The following is a 16,984-nucleotide window of genomic DNA, read 5'->3' on the forward strand; positions in this document are numbered from 1 at the left end:
TATGACACATGTAATCAATTTGGATGGCGAACACCTTACTTTAGAAGATGTCATTGCAGTAGCTCGTCATGGAGCTATCTGCGAAATCAACCAAGAAGCTAAGAAAGCTGTAGAAGCTTCCCGCAAAATCGTGGATGACATCGTCCGCGAAAAGCGGGTGGTCTACGGCGTTACGACTGGATTTGGCTCCCTCTGCAATGTCAGCATCTCGCCAGAAGATACGACTCAGCTGCAAGAAAACTTGATTCGCACCCATGCTTCAGGATTTGGCGATCCTCTTCCTGAAGATGCAGTTCGTGCTATCATGTTAATTCGGATTAATTCTCTGGTCAAGGGCTATTCTGGTATTCGTCTCTCTACTGTCGAAAAACTTCTGGAATTGCTCAATAAAGGCGTCGTGCCATTTATTCCAGAAAAGGGCTCTCTCGGTGCCTCTGGCGACTTGGCACCGCTGGCTCACATGGTTCTGCCTATGCTAGGACTGGGGCGCGCTTACTATCAAGGCCAATTGCTCTCTGGACAAGAAGCTTTGGACAAGGCCGGCATCGAAAAAATTGCTCTAGCGGCCAAGGAAGGGCTGGCGCTGATTAACGGTACAACTGTCCTGACAGGTATCGGAGCTTTGGCTACCTACGATGCCATCCAATTGCTCAAATTATCAGATGTCGCTGGGGCTCTTTCCATGGAAGTCCACAATGGTATTACCAGCCCTTTCGAAGAAGACTTACATACCATTCGACCTCAGAGCGGTCAGCTAGCTACAGCACGCAATATCCGCAACCTTCTGGAAGGCAGTGGCAATACGACCGTAGCTACTCAACAGCGGGTCCAAGACCCTTACACCCTGCGTTGTATCCCGCAAATTCATGGTGCCAGCAAGGACTCTATCGCTTATGTTAAGACCAAGGTTGAGATTGAAATCAACTCTGTTACAGACAACCCTATCATCACCAAGGAAGGCCATGTCATCTCAGGCGGTAACTTCCACGGTGAACCAATGGCTCAGCCATTCGACTTCCTCGGAATTGCCATTTCTGAAATCGGCAATGTATCCGAGCGGCGTGTAGAACGTCTGGTCAACAGCCAACTGAGCAAGCTACCATCCTTCTTGGTCAAACACCCAGGACTCAACTCTGGCTTTATGATTACCCAGTACGCTTGTGCTTCGCTTGCTTCTGAAAACAAAGTCCTAGCTCATCCAGCCAGCGTAGACTCTATCCCATCTTGTGAGAACCAAGAAGACTTTGTCAGCATGGGAACTACTGCAGCACGCAAGGCAGCTGAGATTCTCAAGAATTCTCGCCGTATCGTGGCAACAGAAATCATGGCGGCCTGCCAAGCTCTGGATCTGAAACCAGAAAACCATGAACTGGGCAAAGGAACCAAGCCAGCCTACGACCTCTTCCGTCAGCATGTCCGCTTTATCGAGTTTGACAAGGACATCGAAATCTACGAAGAGCTCAACAAGGCTTCTGAGCTGATTGAAAGCGATGAATTCCTAGCAGCCGTTGAAAAGGCTGTGGACTTGAGCATTCAGTTCTAAAGCTGATGACTCTGTAAAAAGTTAACCTAAGAAGCCCGCTCACATGCAGCTGGGCTTCTTTTCCCGCCAAAAGTCATTGACAGGCTTAGCGGAAACTCTTATAATAAAGTCGCAAGTATCGTTATCAAAAAGGACAAAATCATGTTAGAAGATTACTATCAGCTAGACAACCGTTACTATCAGCGAGGTCCAGAGGACAATCTATATACTGCCAAATGGGGTATGGTCATTGAGTTTCTGGACTTAAATGATCCTAGCTTAACTCCTTTTGAAGGGGTGAACTTTGCCCTGATTGGCTTCAAGAGTGACAAGGGTGTCTATATCAATAACGGCCGAGTGGGCGCAGTTGAAGGTCCTCAAGCCATTCGAACTCAGCTGGCCAAGCTTCCTTGGCATCTAGGTAGAAACGTTCGAGTCTTTGACGTTGGCGATATTGACGGACCTAACCGCTCTCTGGAACAACTGCAGCAAAGCTTGGCGCGAGCAGTCAAACGCCTACGAGAGCTTAATCTCCGACCCATCGTTCTAGGCGGCGGCCACGAAACAGCCTACGGCAACTATCTAGGGCTCAAGTCGTCACTAAATCCTGACCAAAACTTAGCTGTGATCAATATGGATGCCCATTTTGACCTACGCCCCTACGATCAGACGGGTCCCAACTCCGGTACCGGTTTTCGTCAAATGTTTGATGATACCTTAGCTCAGAAACAGATCTTTAACTATCTCATCCTAGGGATTCAGGAGCACAATAACAATCTCTTTCTCTTTGACTTTGTAGCCAAGTCTAAGGCTATCCAGTTCCTGACTGGAATGGATATCTACCAAATGGGTCACAAGGAAGTCTGCAAGGTAGTTGATGCTTTTCTAGCCGATAAAGAGCAGGTTTATTTAACCATTGATATTGACTGCTTTGCAGCTGGCGCCGCTCCTGGTGTCAGTGCCATCCAATCGCTGGGGGTAGACCCCAATCTGGCCGTGCTGGTCTTCCAGCACATCGCTGCTTCAGGCAAGCTCATCGGCTTTGACATCGTCGAAGTCTCTCCCCCTCACGATATAGATAACCACACAGCCAATCTAGCAGCCAGCTTTGTCTTTTACCTGACCCAAGTCTGGGCACAAGTACATGACTAATGGGGATTTAAAAACTTCATTACAAACATCAAAAAAGGATGAACATTGCTTTCATCCTCTTTTATTGTGAGTTTAATGCCTAAGATAGCCCTTGGCGTAAGTTTTCTAATTCCTTTAGTTGATGACGATCCCGGTAGGGATTGAGCTGACTTTTGGCTGTTTCATAATAAGTTTCAAAGTTCTGATCTAGTAAATTTTCAAAACCAGCTTCCTGCAAGCTGCCAGCCAGCTGGCGATACTTGATCACAGCCATCAGATAGTAGATCAAGCCCTTGTCCCGCGGATTGCCATAGCGACTGATAAGACTTTCCTTTTTCCGCAGCAGATCAAGCACCGGCTGGTAATCTCCCTTCTCGCAGCCAATCAAAGCCAAATAAACTTCCAACTGAGTCTCCTTCCAAGGAAAGCTGAGCGACTTCAGGGCTGCTTTCGCTTTCAGCAAGATTCGCTCCGCCTGTTCATAATCTTTCAGCTGATAATAAGTCAGTCCCAAGCCTATATAGAAAGCAAAAATCGAAGGCTCTGCTGTTTTATTTTCCGTCAACTCAATCGCCTCTTTCTGATGAGCCAGCGCTGTCGTGAAATTCCCACGAATCTGTTCAATCTCTGCCAGATAATCTAGAGCCGCCGCAATCTGAATCGAATACTTTGAGCGCAACGAAGCCGTCAAACTAAAGCAATCGATAGACTGGTAAAGATGGCGGAGTGATTGCTCCTCATCTCCAATCATGAGATGATAAAGTCCCTTGAGTCGAAGATTCATCGCAATAGCTTCGTGATTATTGGCCTGAACTGAAGCATCCAGGGCCAACTCCGTATAGTAGCGCATCTCAGGAATATTCTCCGTCTGGATGCAGTAGTAGATCATCTGCCGATAGCCTTCTAGGAGAAATTCCATCTGCTGCAGCTCTTTAGCAGAAGCAATCACCTGCTGGATGTTGTCCATTCCCTGCTGGTAATTCCCCGTCCGGATAGCATAACGCCCTTCCAGATAGAGAAAACGGAGAACCAATAGCTGAAAATCTTTGTGATTCTGGTGTTTTCTCTCTAAGCCTTCTATTTCCCGACGGATACGGTCAAACTGGTCTAAAACCGCTGATTGATTGCTATCATCCGTCTTTTCAATAAAGCCAAACTCCCGCGAATAAATGGGAAAGAGCTCATGATGAAACTGCAAGGTAGCCTCGAGATAATGCAACTCATACTCCAAAGACTTAATCGGTTGTTTGGACATCTTATAATGATAGGCAATGTCATTGAGCAGCTGGGCATGATAAAGAGAGGCTCCCAGCTGATCTTCCATGCCTTGGGCAATCTGGTGATGTAGCATCCGCTTCTTGGCAAGCGGCAAGCGCTCATAAGCATAAATCCGCAAAAGCTCCTGGCTGAATCGTAAAACCAATTCCTCCTGCTCCTCTTCTATTAAAAGCTGTTTTTGCCCAAATCCTTCAGCGATTTCGACCACTTCTTCCACAGATAGGCCTAGCAACTGAGCTAAGAGCGCCACCGAAGCAGGGGAACTAAAGCAAGCCAGATAGTCAACCAATTCCTCCTCCTGGCTGCTCAAATAGCCTAATTTTAGAGATAGTTTTGCTTTAATAGCTGAGGTCAATGGCTGGAATTTCTCACCTCGCAGAAGCTGTTCCGCATACTCCGATAGAAAGAAAGGAATGCCCTGACTGACCCGATAAATAGCCTCAAGCAGTTCTTCAGATATGACTAACTGTCCCGTCTAGGCCTGCAAATACGCCACACTAGACTTAAAGTCCAGCGGCTGCAGTTCAATGCAATCTAACTGACTACGAAGCAATAAGCGATTGAAAAAACGTCCAAGATAAGGTGGCGTACTCAGATGCTTGGTCAGCACAAAGGCTACTGGATAATCCCTCAAATGGTTCATAACCTGCTCTAAAACAGCCACACTTGCCTCATCCATCCAGTGACAGTCCTCAACCAAGATCACCAGAGCCTTTTTCTTAGAAATCTTTTGCAAAATATCCAGTACAAACCAAACCAGACGATCCGTATTCAGCTCAAAATCCGAAGCTTCACCTGCCATAATCGGAAAATAACTATCCAAAATAACCTGCCACTGGCTGGTCGAAAGGATCTGATGCTGAATGACTAAGTCGCCCAAGCCATCTAGCAGACTGCGCCAAGGCTGCAATCCAACCGTCATTTCTTCCTTGAAGCACTCTGCCATAACAATCTGGAAATACTTGGTCTGATTAGCCAGTACCTGTCGAGTCACTGTCCGTTTACCGATACCAGTACCACCGACTAAGAGCAGCGCACGAGGTTCTTGCCTCTCTATAATCTTAGAAAAATAAGATTCCAAACGCTTGATTTCATCCACTCGGCCAAAGAAGTGGTCTGTATTACGTAAAAATTGCTTGATTTTACGCTCACTGCGATCCTTAGCCATCACTTCATGGTACAGCTGTTGAATTGCTTCATTCGGACTAATCCCCAATTCCTTGTCCAAGAGATTGACCAATTTATAATAAGTCTCAATCACCTTACCAGGTCGATCATTCTCCTGATAGAGCTTCATCAGCAGATGATAATTCTTCTCATCAAACTCATCAATACTGATCATACGACGCAGATTGCGCTCTGATTCTTCCAAATTCGACGGATCTTTTTCCAACTTTTGATAGCAAGCCTGGATATAGATTTGCTCATATCGCGTCCGCATCTTGGACACCCAGTAATCAAAAGCCTCGCTGTCCTTGAGATAAAAGCCCTGCAGAAAATCCCCCTGGTAGAGCGACAGATGCTCCGCAGGCTTGTCCGTGAAAATTTCTACATCGCTTTCAATCGCACACTCGGGATTAAGCGATAGCACAGTACGGTTGGGAGCGATAATCCATTCTCCTCCCAATAGCTTATTGGCTTGATAAATTGTGTTGCGCAGATTCTTTTTGGCAGTCTGATTATCCTTGTTTTCCCAGAGGATTCCCGCAATCTCCTCCCGATTGACTGCTCCATTGATATGGAGATAATAGAGCAGAGCATTGATTTTGGCAAAAGGAAAAAAGACTTCCTCTTGATTGAGAAAGGCACTCGGACTTCCCAACAATTTCAACTTCAAACGATCTTCGGTCATGTAAACGCCTCCAAGAAAGCTTATAAAACTAATATAAACAAAATAAGACATTTTAGCAAGCAAGAAAAAACGACTCTATCATTTATCAACTTCTAAATGTTCAAAACCTATAAACAAAAACCACTAAACAGCAAATGAATCTGATTAGTGGTTTCTTCATTCATCTTAAAAAGATTGAACGGATGGGGTATGGTTAAAGAGCGCATGGGTCGCCTTATAGATATGGTAAGCTGTTGCCGCATTATTCATCGTATAGAGATGGATCCCTGCTACATCATGGGTCACCAAATCAACAATTTGATCCACCGCATAGGCTAAACCAGCTGTCCGCAATGATTCTGGATCATGTTCATACTTATCCAGAATAGCCTTGAATTTGCGCGGAAGATGAATATTCTCACACGTTTTCAAAAGACGAAGCGCTTGGTTTCGATTCAGAATAGGCATGATACCTGCATGAATCGGAACATCGATCCCAGCCAAGGTACACTTATCTTGGAAATCATAGAAGCGTTCATTGTCAAAGAAGAGCTGAGTGACAAGACTAGAGCAGCCCGCATCCACTTTCTTCTTGAGATTCTGAATATCTGAGATCTGGTTTGGTGAGTCTGGGTGCCCCTCTGGATAGCAAGCACCGATAATGTCAAAATGTGGTGCTTCTGTCTTGATATACTCAATCAAGTCAGTCGCATATTTAAAATCATCCTTAGGAGCCACATCTGGAAAAATATCGCCTCGCAAAGCCAAAATCTGATTGACCCCAACCCGATCCAAAGCCTGCAAGATATTGGACACCATTTCCTTGGTTAGATAAACAGCTGGCAAATGGGCAATCGTTGGGATCTCAAGGTCATTGGAAATGAACTCAGCCAAACGAACCGTTGTCTCCTCAATATCAAATTTATTATTGCTGGCAGTCACACTGATAAAGTGGGGAGCCAGATCTTGCATCTCCCTCAACGCCTGAAAAATCTTATCATTGCCTACTGCCGGATTAGGAGGAAATACTTCAAATGAGAGACTAGGAGTTTGGCGATTCACCATAGAGATAAAATTCCTTTCAATCTACTAACTAGCAGCCTATAACAAACCTGCAAACAGCTTTGTTGCAGGTTTATCAGAGCTGAGTTTAAATGTAGAAATAATATTAATTCAGTTTTTGTCTAGCTGCTTTAGCCGCTTCGACAAGGCGGATCAAGCTTTCTTTTGTTTCTGGGATACCACGTGTTTTCAAACCACAGTCAGGGTTAATCCAAACTTTCTTGCTTGGTACTTTGGCAAGAATGGCTTCGATTGTGTGGTCGATTTCACCTTCATTTGGCACACGAGGTGAGTGGATATCGTAAACCCCAGGTCCCACTTCTGTTTGGAAGTTTTTCGCTTTGAGTTCGTCCAAGATTTCAAGGTTTGAACGGCTTGCTTCAAAGGAAATAACGTCCGCATCCATGTTGTCAATAGCTGGGATGATATCTGTAAATTCTGAGTAACACATATGAGTGTGGATTTGCGTATCTGGCGCTACTGTTGAGTGTACCAAGCGGAAGGCAGGGATTGCCCAGTCAAGGTAGTCTTCGTACCAGTCGCTACGACGGAGTGGTAATTTCTCACGAAGAGCAGCTTCGTCGATTTGGATGATTTTTACGCCAGCAGCTTCAAGGTCAAGCACTTCATCCTTGATCGCAAGAGCGATTTGAAGAGTTGAGTCCTTGATAGAGATGTCTTCACGTGGGAATGACCAGTTGAGGATTGTAACAGGTCCAGTCAACATACCTTTAACAGGTTTGTCAGTACGGCTTTGAGCATAGCTAGACCATTTCACAGTGATTGGGTTAAGACGAGTTACATCACCCCAGATGATTGGTGGTTTAACTCCACGCATACCGTATGATTGCACCCAACCATTCTTAGAGAAGAGGTAACCTGACAAGTTTTGACCGAAGTACTCAACCATGTCATTACGCTCGAATTCACCGTGCACCAGCACGTCAAATCCAACTTCTTCTTGCCATTTGATCCATTCATCAATCGTTTCAGCAAGAAAGGCATCGTATTCTTCTTGTGACAATTCTCCCTTACGGAAGGCCAAACGTTTGGCACGAACTTCCTTAGTTTGAGGGAATGAACCGATGGTTGTTGTTGGAAGAGCTGGAAGTTTGAAGGCATCTTCTTGGATCGCTTCACGTTCTGCGAAGGCTGGCAAACGAGTGTAGTCAGCGTCTGTCAATCCAGCGATACGCGCACGAAGTTCTGCATTTTCACCCACACGTTCAGTCGCAAAGAGTTCTTTGTTAGCTGCAAGAGCTTCTGCACCTTGACCGTTGCGGATAGCATCCAAGTCACGAAGTTCTTCCAATTTTTCAACTGCAAAAGCAAAGTGGTTCAAGATAGCTGGCTCAAATTCTTCGTTAGCCGTTGTAAATGGTACATGAAGAAGTGAGCATGAGCTAGTCAAAACGATATTTTCAGCTGGGATTTGCTCAAGGACAGCCAAGCTCTTTTCGTAGTTGTTGCGCCAGATGTTCTTACCATTGACAATACCTGCATAGAGAGTCTTGTCAGCTGGGAATCCACCTTTAACAAGTTCAAGAGTTTTCTTACCTTCTACAAAGTCAAGACCGATCGCATCTACTGGCAAGTTCACAAGGTCAGTATAAACGTCACGAACGTCACCAAAATAAGTTTGAAGCAAAACTTCAAGACCTTTTTTGTCAGCCAAGAGTTTGTTGTAGAGATTCAAGAAGAGAGCTTTTTCTTCAGCAGTCAAGTCTTTGACAAGAGCCGCTTCGTCCAGTTGAATACGAGTTGCACCAAGTTCAGCTAATTTAGCAAAAACTTCTTGGTAAGCAGCCACAAAGCTGTCTACGAAGTCTTCTGCTTTCACGCCGTCTTCAAAGTCTGACAATTGAAGGAAGGTGAATGGACCGACAAGAACAGGACGAGTGTTCAATCCAAGTTCTTTTGCTTCTTGGAACTCATCAAAGATTTTGTGACCTGCAAGTTTAACTTGAGTGTCTTTTTCAAACTTAGGAACGATGTAGTGGTAGTTGGTGTTGAACCATTTCTTCATCGGAAGAGCACGCACGTCCCCTTTTTCTCCTTGATAACCACGCGCCAAGGCAAAGTAGCGCTCCAAGTCAGTCAAGTCCAAGTTTTGAACTGAAGCAGGTACCACGTTGAAGAGGAAAGCTGCATCAAGGAAGTTGTCATAGTGAGAAAAGTCATTTGATGGAATTTCAGTGATGCCCTTTTCTTTGACAATGTTCCAGTGCTTGGCACGCAAGTCTTTCGCCGCTGCCAAGAGTTCGTCTGCTGAGATTTCATTTCTAAAGTATTTTTCAGTTGTAAATTTTAATTCGCGGAATTCACCCAAACGAGGGAAACCAATGATAGTCGTTGACATAAACGTCCTCCAAAAATTGTTATTGAAACTATCTTAACAGAAAATCTGCCCTCTGTATAATTGGAATTTCCCAGAGTTTGATATAGTTTAAAACTATATCACTATTATATACAAAAGAAAAAGATTTAAGACACGTGTCTCAAATCCCTTTTTTTGCTTGTTTTTAAGTTACATACTAGTTTATAGATTAAAACAGGCTATCGCTAATTCTTATAAACAACTATGACTTGTTATTAGAAAAGACTATAGGTTGGTTTTCACTAATAAAACTCCTTTGTTCACTCTCTTGTAATAATTAGAAATATTAATTAGCTATTAATCTACTTATATTTCCTAACAAAATTTCTCCATTTACCTAATTCTAATGCCAAATCATTACTTTGATATTTAACTTTTGCTTTTTTGAGAATACTCTCCCATGTTTGAAAAGAAAAAGCAAATCTCGAATATTTTTCATGTATGCACTGTAAAATAAAATTTCGTGACTCTTCAATTGACAAATAACAATCTATATTCTTAATCATTCTTGTTATATGCCCCGCAAATAAATCAGCAACTTGTATTAACTCCTCATCTTTAGAATCTACAAAATGAATACCTAAGGTCAGATAATCATCTAATAAATCTTCCAAATTCGAGTATAAAGAATTCTGTAGTTTATCATTTGAATTCTTGTCATGAATAACTTGGATTTTAAGTTGGAAATCAGATTCAATCATTAATTTTTCTTCAAAACAACTTTGAATATCATTTAATGTAGAAAACAATGATGGCTCATACAATAAGTATTCTTTCTCATCGTTAATTTCTTCTAGAATAGAATAAATTTTAAACTCTTCAATCACTATGTACTGGGCAAAATCTTTATTATATTTTTCTATAGCTGATTTTAAACACATTATCAAATTCCTAATATCATCAGCTGTAAGATATCTCACTTTAGTTCTTTTATTTGTTCTTCTAAATTTATCACCAAGTTCAGCCCATTGTTCTTCAGATAGACTCATAAATAATAATTCAGCAATATTTTTTCGAAACGACCTTCCTAAGTTAGCTTCTGTGATTTTATTATTCATAAAGTAATTATTATTTGTATCAAATAGCCATTCAGTTATTTTTTCAGCTAATACCATATTTTTTTCATAGCACATAAAGTCAAAGTAAATTCCGTTACTAATTAAATTATAAAAAAACTCTAATCTATTCTTAATATTTAGTTCAGAATTAAAATTTGAATTTGAAGATTTCAACTCATCTGATAAACATAATTTTTCCTTATACTCCTTAATGAGATTGTACTGCATCTCAATTTTACTATTTGGTACGATAACAAATCCCAATGTAAAAAAATTTTGATTAGANTCGAAAAAATGATTACCAGTATTACCTGATTCATCAACAAATATTGTCAATTCCATAATTGAATTTTCCTTATATTCTATATTATCGAATTTAAACCACTTCAATAAACATTCTAATTTATTGATTTTCATCACACAGATATTTATGATTTAAAATTCTCAATACACTATTAATTAAATTTTATACTCCAGCTCAATCCCCTTCTCACGGAGTTTAGCCAGACACTCCTCGTAGTAGGCCGCATCATGCTCACAATAGATAGGATTGTCCAACTTCTCCTCAGGCAAGTTCTCATAAGGAGGGCAGGTTTTGCCACGGTAGTTCTTGTCCAGCCATTCTGGACTGACATTGTAGCCACGGCCAGACATCTCCTCCATGATCAAGCGATAATAGGCATAGAGACGATAGGGCGAGTGGGTAAAAACATAGTCCACCGTCGCATGTTTTCTGCCCCAACCATTGCCACGCAGGGCGCAACACTCTCGATGTTGCCCCAAGAGTTGCGGACGCGGAAGTTGTGAAACCAAATCCTCATGCCAAAGTCTCATGGGAGTCTCCTTTCAGTAAAGTAGAATGTTGCAAGTAGCTATTTGGATAGCAATCAAGTAACTCTCGAGTTTTAGCGATCAAGTCTTCCTTGGAAACCTGACCAAAGCGGTAGCGATCCAGCAAGAGCATATAGTCCTTACGCTCAGCATCTGTCGCTTTCTTTTTGAAATAGCCCCAAATATACTGAAAGGCATTGCAAACCTGACCCCTGTGTTCTGGGATTTGACAGGCACAGTCAATCATCTCTTGAACCTGACTCAGCTCCACCACTGCTTGCTTGAGATACTGGCGAATCTCATTGTAAATATTGCTGGAATGGCTCAAAACGAGGTATTTGTTTCTAGCCCAGAGTTGCTGGCACTGGGATTTTTGATTAGTTTGTTCCATGTTTCTCCTTGTTTTCTATCAGTTTCCAGGAAATATGAAAACAAAGTTATAACTTAAAATGAGCGAATCAATTACCCCTATCATCCTTTAAAGCCTGATAGGAGCTGTTGTTCAACATCAAATAATGTATCTATCTCCAAACCAGAGGACTGTATCCAAGGAATATTACCGTTCCAATCCCCAAATTCTTTTGCATTGGGCGAGCCACCACTTTAAAAGTAATTAGCAATATTGCTTAATATTAATTGTTTCCAGCTAGTCCCAACATTTTTAAATTGTAATCGTAGATCTTTCATGTTTATTTTCCTTATAAACTATAATTATCATTCTAATAATCCCCTTGAAGGAATAGATGCTTGATGAATAGAATTAATTTCTTGCTTTGCTAATTTTTCTCCTCGTGTAACATAATCCGAAATGTTAATACTACTGTAATCACTAATAAATGGTAGCTCTATAATAATTGCTGTTCCGTTAAAACAATTATTTCTGACAATACCATTAGGAGGACAGGAGGCGTCATGATTTTTAATAAGGATATTTTCACCACTAATTAAACCAAATTTCCCATTACAATCCCTGCATATTTCGCTAACTACGTATAATCCGTATCCTGAATTAGCCCAAACATCATTAGACTTACGATTGGTAGCACCTCTTTTAAATGCCTTAGAAATTCCAGGTTGTACTGCTGATTGTAACGCCTCAGTATTTGACTCAATTTCTCTCCTATGGAAAATATTAGATGTAAGACTATTAAAGATTCCTTGACCTTCATCTAATATTGCAATTTGCGCTTTATTTAATTTACCATGCCATGCTTGTCCACAAATCCAAAATTCATCGATACCTGAATGTTCTGGAACATTCCTTATGATTTCTCTGATAATATAGGTCAATATTTTTTCCAATTGTCCATCACTAGCAACAATTTGAGCTAATTGATTTGCCCTTACTTCAATAAACTCTCCTCTATCAGCATATATATTACCATTCTTGAAACTTTCACCATACTCTGCTTTTACATTAATTTTAGTAATAGGAATATAGTTGGCATTTCCAAAAACATGTCCAACTTTTTTACCAATATTAGAATCTGGGATAAAATAGTCATATAAGCCCATCCATTCAAAATAACCAGAATCTTGTCCAATATTTCCTAATGTAATTTCGACTTCAGGATTATTTCTTGAAAACTCTCGTAATTTAGCTCCAAAAAATAACATTCCGATAGGTTCTGTCCATTTCAAATTACAAAAATCTATCTCTAACTGTGCATCATTATCGCCCTTATCATAAACTTCTTGAATATAGTTAAATTTTTTTTTGAACATCATTATAGCTTAAATTCTTAAATTCTAACTTCATATTCTAATCACCTACTTTTTATTGATAAAGACTCTAAATATCAATTTCAATCTCTTTTCTAAAATTATACCACGAATCCACCAAAAAAGGTCTTTAGATAATAACATATCTAAAGACCTTTTTTATCCTGCCACTCATTCTGCTTCTTCTATTTTGACTTTCTTATCCTTCTTACTTGAGCCAGTCAAGCGTCGCTTGCCATCTCGGATTGTATTCAGGTCTTTGAGAAATTTACTTAGGTGTTTTTTTTCAAGATAGGCTTCTGCACTGGCTGCGATATAGCGCATAAAGAGGTCGTAGACTATTGTTAGTTCAGTGTAGACTTATAAGTACACGCCTGACTTTCCACTTGATCATACTCCTCTTAAGCATTTACCACTACCATATGATTATGGCAACTTCCTTTAGGAATATTTTAAAAGGTAGCTATTATATAGGCAGAGCAAGAACAGAAATAGCTAGAAGAATGGAACCGATAAGCTTTAGTACTTTCTTCATCTACTTGTCTCCCCTTCGACTTCCTTCTCCACAACAAACTCTCTGACTAAGCGGTAGATAACTGCAAAGATAGGCGTGAAGAAAATCATGCCGACCAAGCCAAAGAGGTTGCCTCCAATCAGGGCTGCGGCTAGGGTAAAGAGAGTTGGGAGACCAACGGACTGGCCGACCACGCGCGGATAGATGACATTGCCCTCAATCAGCTGCACTCCCTGAAAGACTGCGATTGAAAGGAGGGCTTTCCAAGGGCTATCGGTGAAGATAAAGATAGCTCCCAGGGCACAAGCTGAGAAAGGACCGATGTAGGGAATGAAAGAGAGCACTCCAGCCAGAACTCCTGTCAAGGCAGCATAAGGTAGGCCTGTCAGAGAATAGGCGATAAAGACTAAAACACCAACAATGACGGCCTCTATCATCTGCCCCATCAGAAACTTATCATAGGTCTCAACAATGACAGACCCCACATAGGATAGGCGTTTCACAGCTTTCTCAGGAAGCAGGACTTGCAAGAGACGACTAGTAATTGTCTGCAAATGCTCCTTGCTGCTCAAGAAGGCAAACATGAGAAAGATAGACATAATGACAGAGAAGAAATTTCCAAAAATGGCAGAGATATTGCCTGTCAGACTACCCAGAAGAGAGATGGCTCGATTGACAATACCACTGTTTTGCAGTTGCTTGGTCAAATCTTGCAGCTGGCTAGAGGAAAGCAAGCCAGACTGCTGTAGCCACTTGGCTAGCTGTGGCGCTACTTTGCCGATGGTCGCGCTTAGCTGATTGACCGCTGTGGTCAGAGTCGGTACGACGATAGAAACAATCCCCGTCATGATGAGAGCTAAAATCAGCACCTCCAAAACCAAGGCCAGACTGCGCTGCAACTTTTGCGGAACTCGGCATTTGTCTAGGAGGTCTTCCAGCTTTTTCATCGGGACATTAAAGATAAAGGCCAATACTCCGCCCAGTATAATAGGTGAAAATACCGACGTCAGGCTTTGCAGGCCAGACCAGATGTTTCCGATATAGAGAACCAGAGCCAGAGCAAGCGCCGCAAAGACGATGAGTTTATAGGATTCATTGATTTTTTTCATAAGACTTCCTTTACAGTTTTGTCATTTCCCTATTTTATCATAAATTTCAAGGCCTTTCGAGCAGGAGGAAACATGGGTCAGTCAACTTTGCCATCACTCTTAAATTTTTAAAAATCTTGAAGATAGAGAACCCCAGCTCCTATGGATAGAAGGCCTGCAAATATAGCTAGAAAAGGAATAAATCCCATGACAGATCCACAGAATAGAAGCTCATGACTCGTCTTATTGACTCTTGGGTCGTTGCTATAGTGATACATTCCGACGATAGAAAGTCCCAAAAGCAGCCAGCTGGTCAATATAACCATATCGCCCCAGCCTGGGTTTTCTATTAGTTTAGGAACTAAATTAATAATTTCCCAGTGCCATCTATTTAAAGAAGCGTAAAGGATTATCAGACCCCCTAAAATGCCAACAATTCCATTTATCCATAGCAATTTGTTTGATTTCATAAGCACCTCACTCTTTCTTTTTTAAATTAGTATACCGACACACTTACTAATCTGTCAACTATTATAAAATAAACAGTGTCTCATCTGATAAATCCGTTTTCATTCAAATTATCTTATGATACAATAAATTCATGCACAAGAAAACAGTTATTGATTTTAAAGAACTGGGTCGGCGCTTGATTTTCAGCCAGCCCATCAAAGAGCTCAAAACACGCGAGTTGGCCGAAGTCAGAGCGATTCTGCAAGAAGTTGAGGACTGGCAGAAAAAGGGATTTTATGCAGTCGGCTATGTCAGCTACGAAGCGGCTCCTGCTTTTGAGAAAAAACTCCAGGTCCACAAAGCCCCTCTGCTGGGCGAGTACCTGATTTACTTTACCATTCATGACAGAGCTGATGAAGCCCCATTCCCTTTGGCTTACGACGAGGTAGATATGCCAGCGCAATGGCAGAGCCTAACGACTGAGCAAGAGTATGAAAAGGCCATCGGAACCATTCACCACCATATCCGTCAGGGCGATACCTATCAGGTCAACTACACGGTGCAGCTAGGCGCAGAGCTCAATCCACAGGACAGCTGGGCTATCTACAACCGTCTGGTCGTCGAGCAAAACGCCGCCTATAATGCCTATGTAGAGCACGATCATCAGGCAGTCTTATCCATCAGTCCTGAGCTCTTTTTCAAGGAGCATCGAGGCGAGCTGACAACGCGGCCGATGAAAGGTACTACCAATCGCGGTCTGACAGTCGCTACTGACTTGGAACAGGCGGACTGGCTCCGCCAGGATCCTAAAAATCGAGCGGAAAATATGATGATCGTTGATCTGCTACGCAACGACATGAACCGCATTTCAGAGATTGGCAGCGAGCGAGTCGAGCAGCTGTGTCAGGTCGAGCAGTATTCCACTGTCTGGCAAATGACCTCCACCATCAAGAGCCAACTGCGGCCCGAGATTGGCCTCGGAGAAATTTTTGATGCTCTCTTTCCTTGCGGCTCTATCACAGGCGCTCCAAAGATTTCGACCATGGCTATCATCAAAGCAACAGAAAAAGCCGCCCGCGGTGTCTACTGCGGTACGGTTGGTATCTGCCTACCAGACCAAAGACGGATTTTCAATGTGGCCATCCGCACCATTCAGCTTGCTGCTGGCAAGGCGATTTACGGTGTTGGCGGTGGCATCACTTGGGATAGCACATGGGAATCCGAGTACATCGAAACCCAGCAAAAATCCGCTGTTCTTTATCGGAAAAATCCGCAATTTGACCTGATTACGACAGGGAAGATTGAGCAAGGTCAACTGACCTTCCAAGACCAACATCTGAAGCGACTGCGGGAATCCGCTCGTTACTTTGCTTATCCATTTGATGAAGAACAACTGAAGGCAGAGTTGAACCAAACCCTAGCAGAACTGGATCCAAGTACGGACTACCGCCTACGGATCTCCATTGCCAAATCTGGAAAAGTGATCTGCCAGCTAGAAAAGCTACAAGCACTCCCAGAAGCTTTCTGCAAGACTATTCTCGTTCCGCAAAATGCCGACTTGCAGCAGCCTTTCACCTACTTCAAAACCAACTATCGGCCACATTTAGACCTAGACCAACAAGAGCAGATTTACTACAATGCCCAAGGCCAGCTGCTAGAAAGCTCCATCGGAAACCTAGTCCTCCAGCTGGAGGGTCACCTCTACACGCCACCAGTCGAGCTAGGCCTTTTAAATGGCATTTACCGCCAGCATCTCTTAGAAACAGGGCAGGCCACAGAAAGAATCCTCAGCCTAGACGACTTAAAATCAGCAGAAAAAATCTACGCCTGCAACGCACTGCGAGGCCTTTATGAATTGGAAATAGATGATTAGAGAGTGGGACAGACAGCCATGACGACATAGCCGTCACCCACAGAAACATGAAAATAAAGACAACAGCCCTCATTTAGAAGTATAATCTAAGTGAGGGCTTTGTGGTTGATAATTTCTTGAATATCACTTTCGCGGGACAAACTAATCCACTCTACCGACGAGTACCCCAAAATATCGCCTTGAGCATGAGTATAAAAATACGACAACGTTATCGGTAGACAAGCTCTCTGACTTTATAAATGGAGGG

At 42.4% G+C, this 16,984-nt stretch carries 11 protein-coding genes and 2 pseudogenes; 3 read left to right on the top strand and 10 right to left on the bottom strand.

Going from position 1 to position 16,984, the window contains the following annotated elements; genetic code table 11:
• The first annotated feature begins 1 nt into the window (after position 1).
• A complete protein-coding gene (gene hutH, locus D8793_RS09035) occupies positions 2-1,543 on the top strand; it encodes a histidine ammonia-lyase (RefSeq protein WP_185761051.1) in 1,542 nt (513 codons plus the stop codon).
• 141 nt (positions 1,544-1,684) lie between these two features.
• On the top strand, positions 1,685-2,674 hold the full coding sequence (gene hutG, locus D8793_RS09040) for a formimidoylglutamase (RefSeq protein WP_125371620.1): 990 nt from the start codon (positions 1,685-1,687) through the stop codon (positions 2,672-2,674).
• 79 nt (positions 2,675-2,753) lie between these two features.
• Here hutG and D8793_RS09045 read toward each other — a convergent pair.
• The 10 genes and pseudogenes from D8793_RS09045 to D8793_RS09095 form a co-directional block, all read right to left on the bottom strand.
• Positions 2,754-5,783 (bottom strand): annotated as a pseudogene (locus D8793_RS09045) (ATP-binding protein).
• Positions 5,784-5,948: 165 nt separating this feature from the next.
• Entirely contained in the window at positions 5,949-6,827 is an 879-nt protein-coding gene (metF, locus tag D8793_RS09050) for a methylenetetrahydrofolate reductase [NAD(P)H] (protein WP_125371621.1), read from the bottom strand.
• 103 nt (positions 6,828-6,930) lie between these two features.
• Entirely contained in the window at positions 6,931-9,183 is a 2,253-nt protein-coding gene (gene metE, locus D8793_RS09055) for a 5-methyltetrahydropteroyltriglutamate--homocysteine S-methyltransferase (RefSeq protein WP_125371622.1), read from the bottom strand.
• A gap of 320 nt (positions 9,184-9,503) precedes the next feature.
• A complete protein-coding gene (locus tag D8793_RS09060; protein ID WP_125386903.1) occupies positions 9,504-10,676 on the bottom strand; it encodes a DUF3800 domain-containing protein in 1,173 nt (390 codons plus the stop codon).
• A gap of 42 nt (positions 10,677-10,718) precedes the next feature.
• Entirely contained in the window at positions 10,719-11,093 is a 375-nt protein-coding gene (locus tag D8793_RS09065) for a TIGR02328 family protein (RefSeq protein ID WP_125371624.1), read from the bottom strand.
• Positions 11,077-11,481 carry a YbgA family protein gene (locus D8793_RS09070; protein ID WP_125371625.1) on the bottom strand — a complete coding sequence of 135 codons (405 nt, stop codon included), beginning with the start codon at positions 11,479-11,481 and terminating at the stop codon, positions 11,077-11,079. Before D8793_RS09070 ends, D8793_RS09065 begins: the two co-directional genes overlap by 17 nt.
• Positions 11,482-11,804: 323 nt before the next feature.
• On the bottom strand, positions 11,805-12,818 hold the full coding sequence (locus D8793_RS09080; RefSeq protein ID WP_125371626.1) for an ATP-binding protein: 1,014 nt from the start codon (positions 12,816-12,818) through the stop codon (positions 11,805-11,807).
• A 165-nt stretch (positions 12,819-12,983) separates the two neighbouring features.
• Positions 12,984-13,213, bottom strand: a pseudogene (locus tag D8793_RS09085) (DUF6261 family protein); the annotation flags it as partial.
• Positions 13,214-13,343: 130 nt separating this feature from the next.
• A complete protein-coding gene (locus tag D8793_RS09090; RefSeq protein ID WP_125371627.1) occupies positions 13,344-14,435 on the bottom strand; it encodes an AI-2E family transporter in 1,092 nt (363 codons plus the stop codon).
• Between the two features lie 107 nt (positions 14,436-14,542).
• Complete coding sequence (locus D8793_RS09095; protein WP_125371628.1) at positions 14,543-14,884, bottom strand: insulin activator factor; 342 nt, start codon at positions 14,882-14,884, stop codon at positions 14,543-14,545.
• 131 nt (positions 14,885-15,015) lie between these two features.
• On the opposite strand from D8793_RS09095, the gene pabB reads away from it, so the two are divergent.
• Positions 15,016-16,737: an aminodeoxychorismate synthase component I gene (pabB, locus tag D8793_RS09100; protein WP_125371629.1), complete on the top strand. Its 1,722-nt coding sequence runs from the start codon at positions 15,016-15,018 to the stop codon at positions 16,735-16,737.
• The last annotated feature ends 247 nt before the right edge of the window (positions 16,738-16,984 follow it).

It is taken from the genome of Streptococcus cristatus, assembly GCF_003943465.1.
GTDB classification, from domain to species: Bacteria; Bacillota; Bacilli; order Lactobacillales; family Streptococcaceae; genus Streptococcus; species Streptococcus cristatus_C.

Excerpts from the sequence above, each read along its gene's own strand:
- D8793_RS09070 (WP_125371625.1), bottom strand. The coding sequence starts at position 11,481 with ATGGAACAAACTAATCAAAAATCCCAGTGCCAGCAACTCTGGGCTAGA.
- D8793_RS09080 (WP_125371626.1), bottom strand. The coding sequence starts at position 12,818 with ATGATGTTCAAAAAAAAATTTAACTATATTCAAGAAGTTTATGATAAG.
- D8793_RS09090 (WP_125371627.1), bottom strand. The coding sequence starts at position 14,435 with ATGAAAAAAATCAATGAATCCTATAAACTCATCGTCTTTGCGGCGCTT.
- D8793_RS09095 (WP_125371628.1), bottom strand. The coding sequence starts at position 14,884 with ATGAAATCAAACAAATTGCTATGGATAAATGGAATTGTTGGCATTTTA.
- hutH (WP_185761051.1), top strand. The coding sequence starts at position 2 with ATGACACATGTAATCAATTTGGATGGCGAACACCTTACTTTAGAAGAT.
- metF (WP_125371621.1), bottom strand. The coding sequence starts at position 6,827 with ATGGTGAATCGCCAAACTCCTAGTCTCTCATTTGAAGTATTTCCTCCT.
- metE (WP_125371622.1), bottom strand. The coding sequence starts at position 9,183 with ATGTCAACGACTATCATTGGTTTCCCTCGTTTGGGTGAATTCCGCGAA.
- pabB (WP_125371629.1), top strand. The coding sequence starts at position 15,016 with ATGCACAAGAAAACAGTTATTGATTTTAAAGAACTGGGTCGGCGCTTG.
- D8793_RS09065 (WP_125371624.1), bottom strand. The coding sequence starts at position 11,093 with ATGAGACTTTGGCATGAGGATTTGGTTTCACAACTTCCGCGTCCGCAA.
- hutG (WP_125371620.1), top strand. The coding sequence starts at position 1,685 with ATGTTAGAAGATTACTATCAGCTAGACAACCGTTACTATCAGCGAGGT.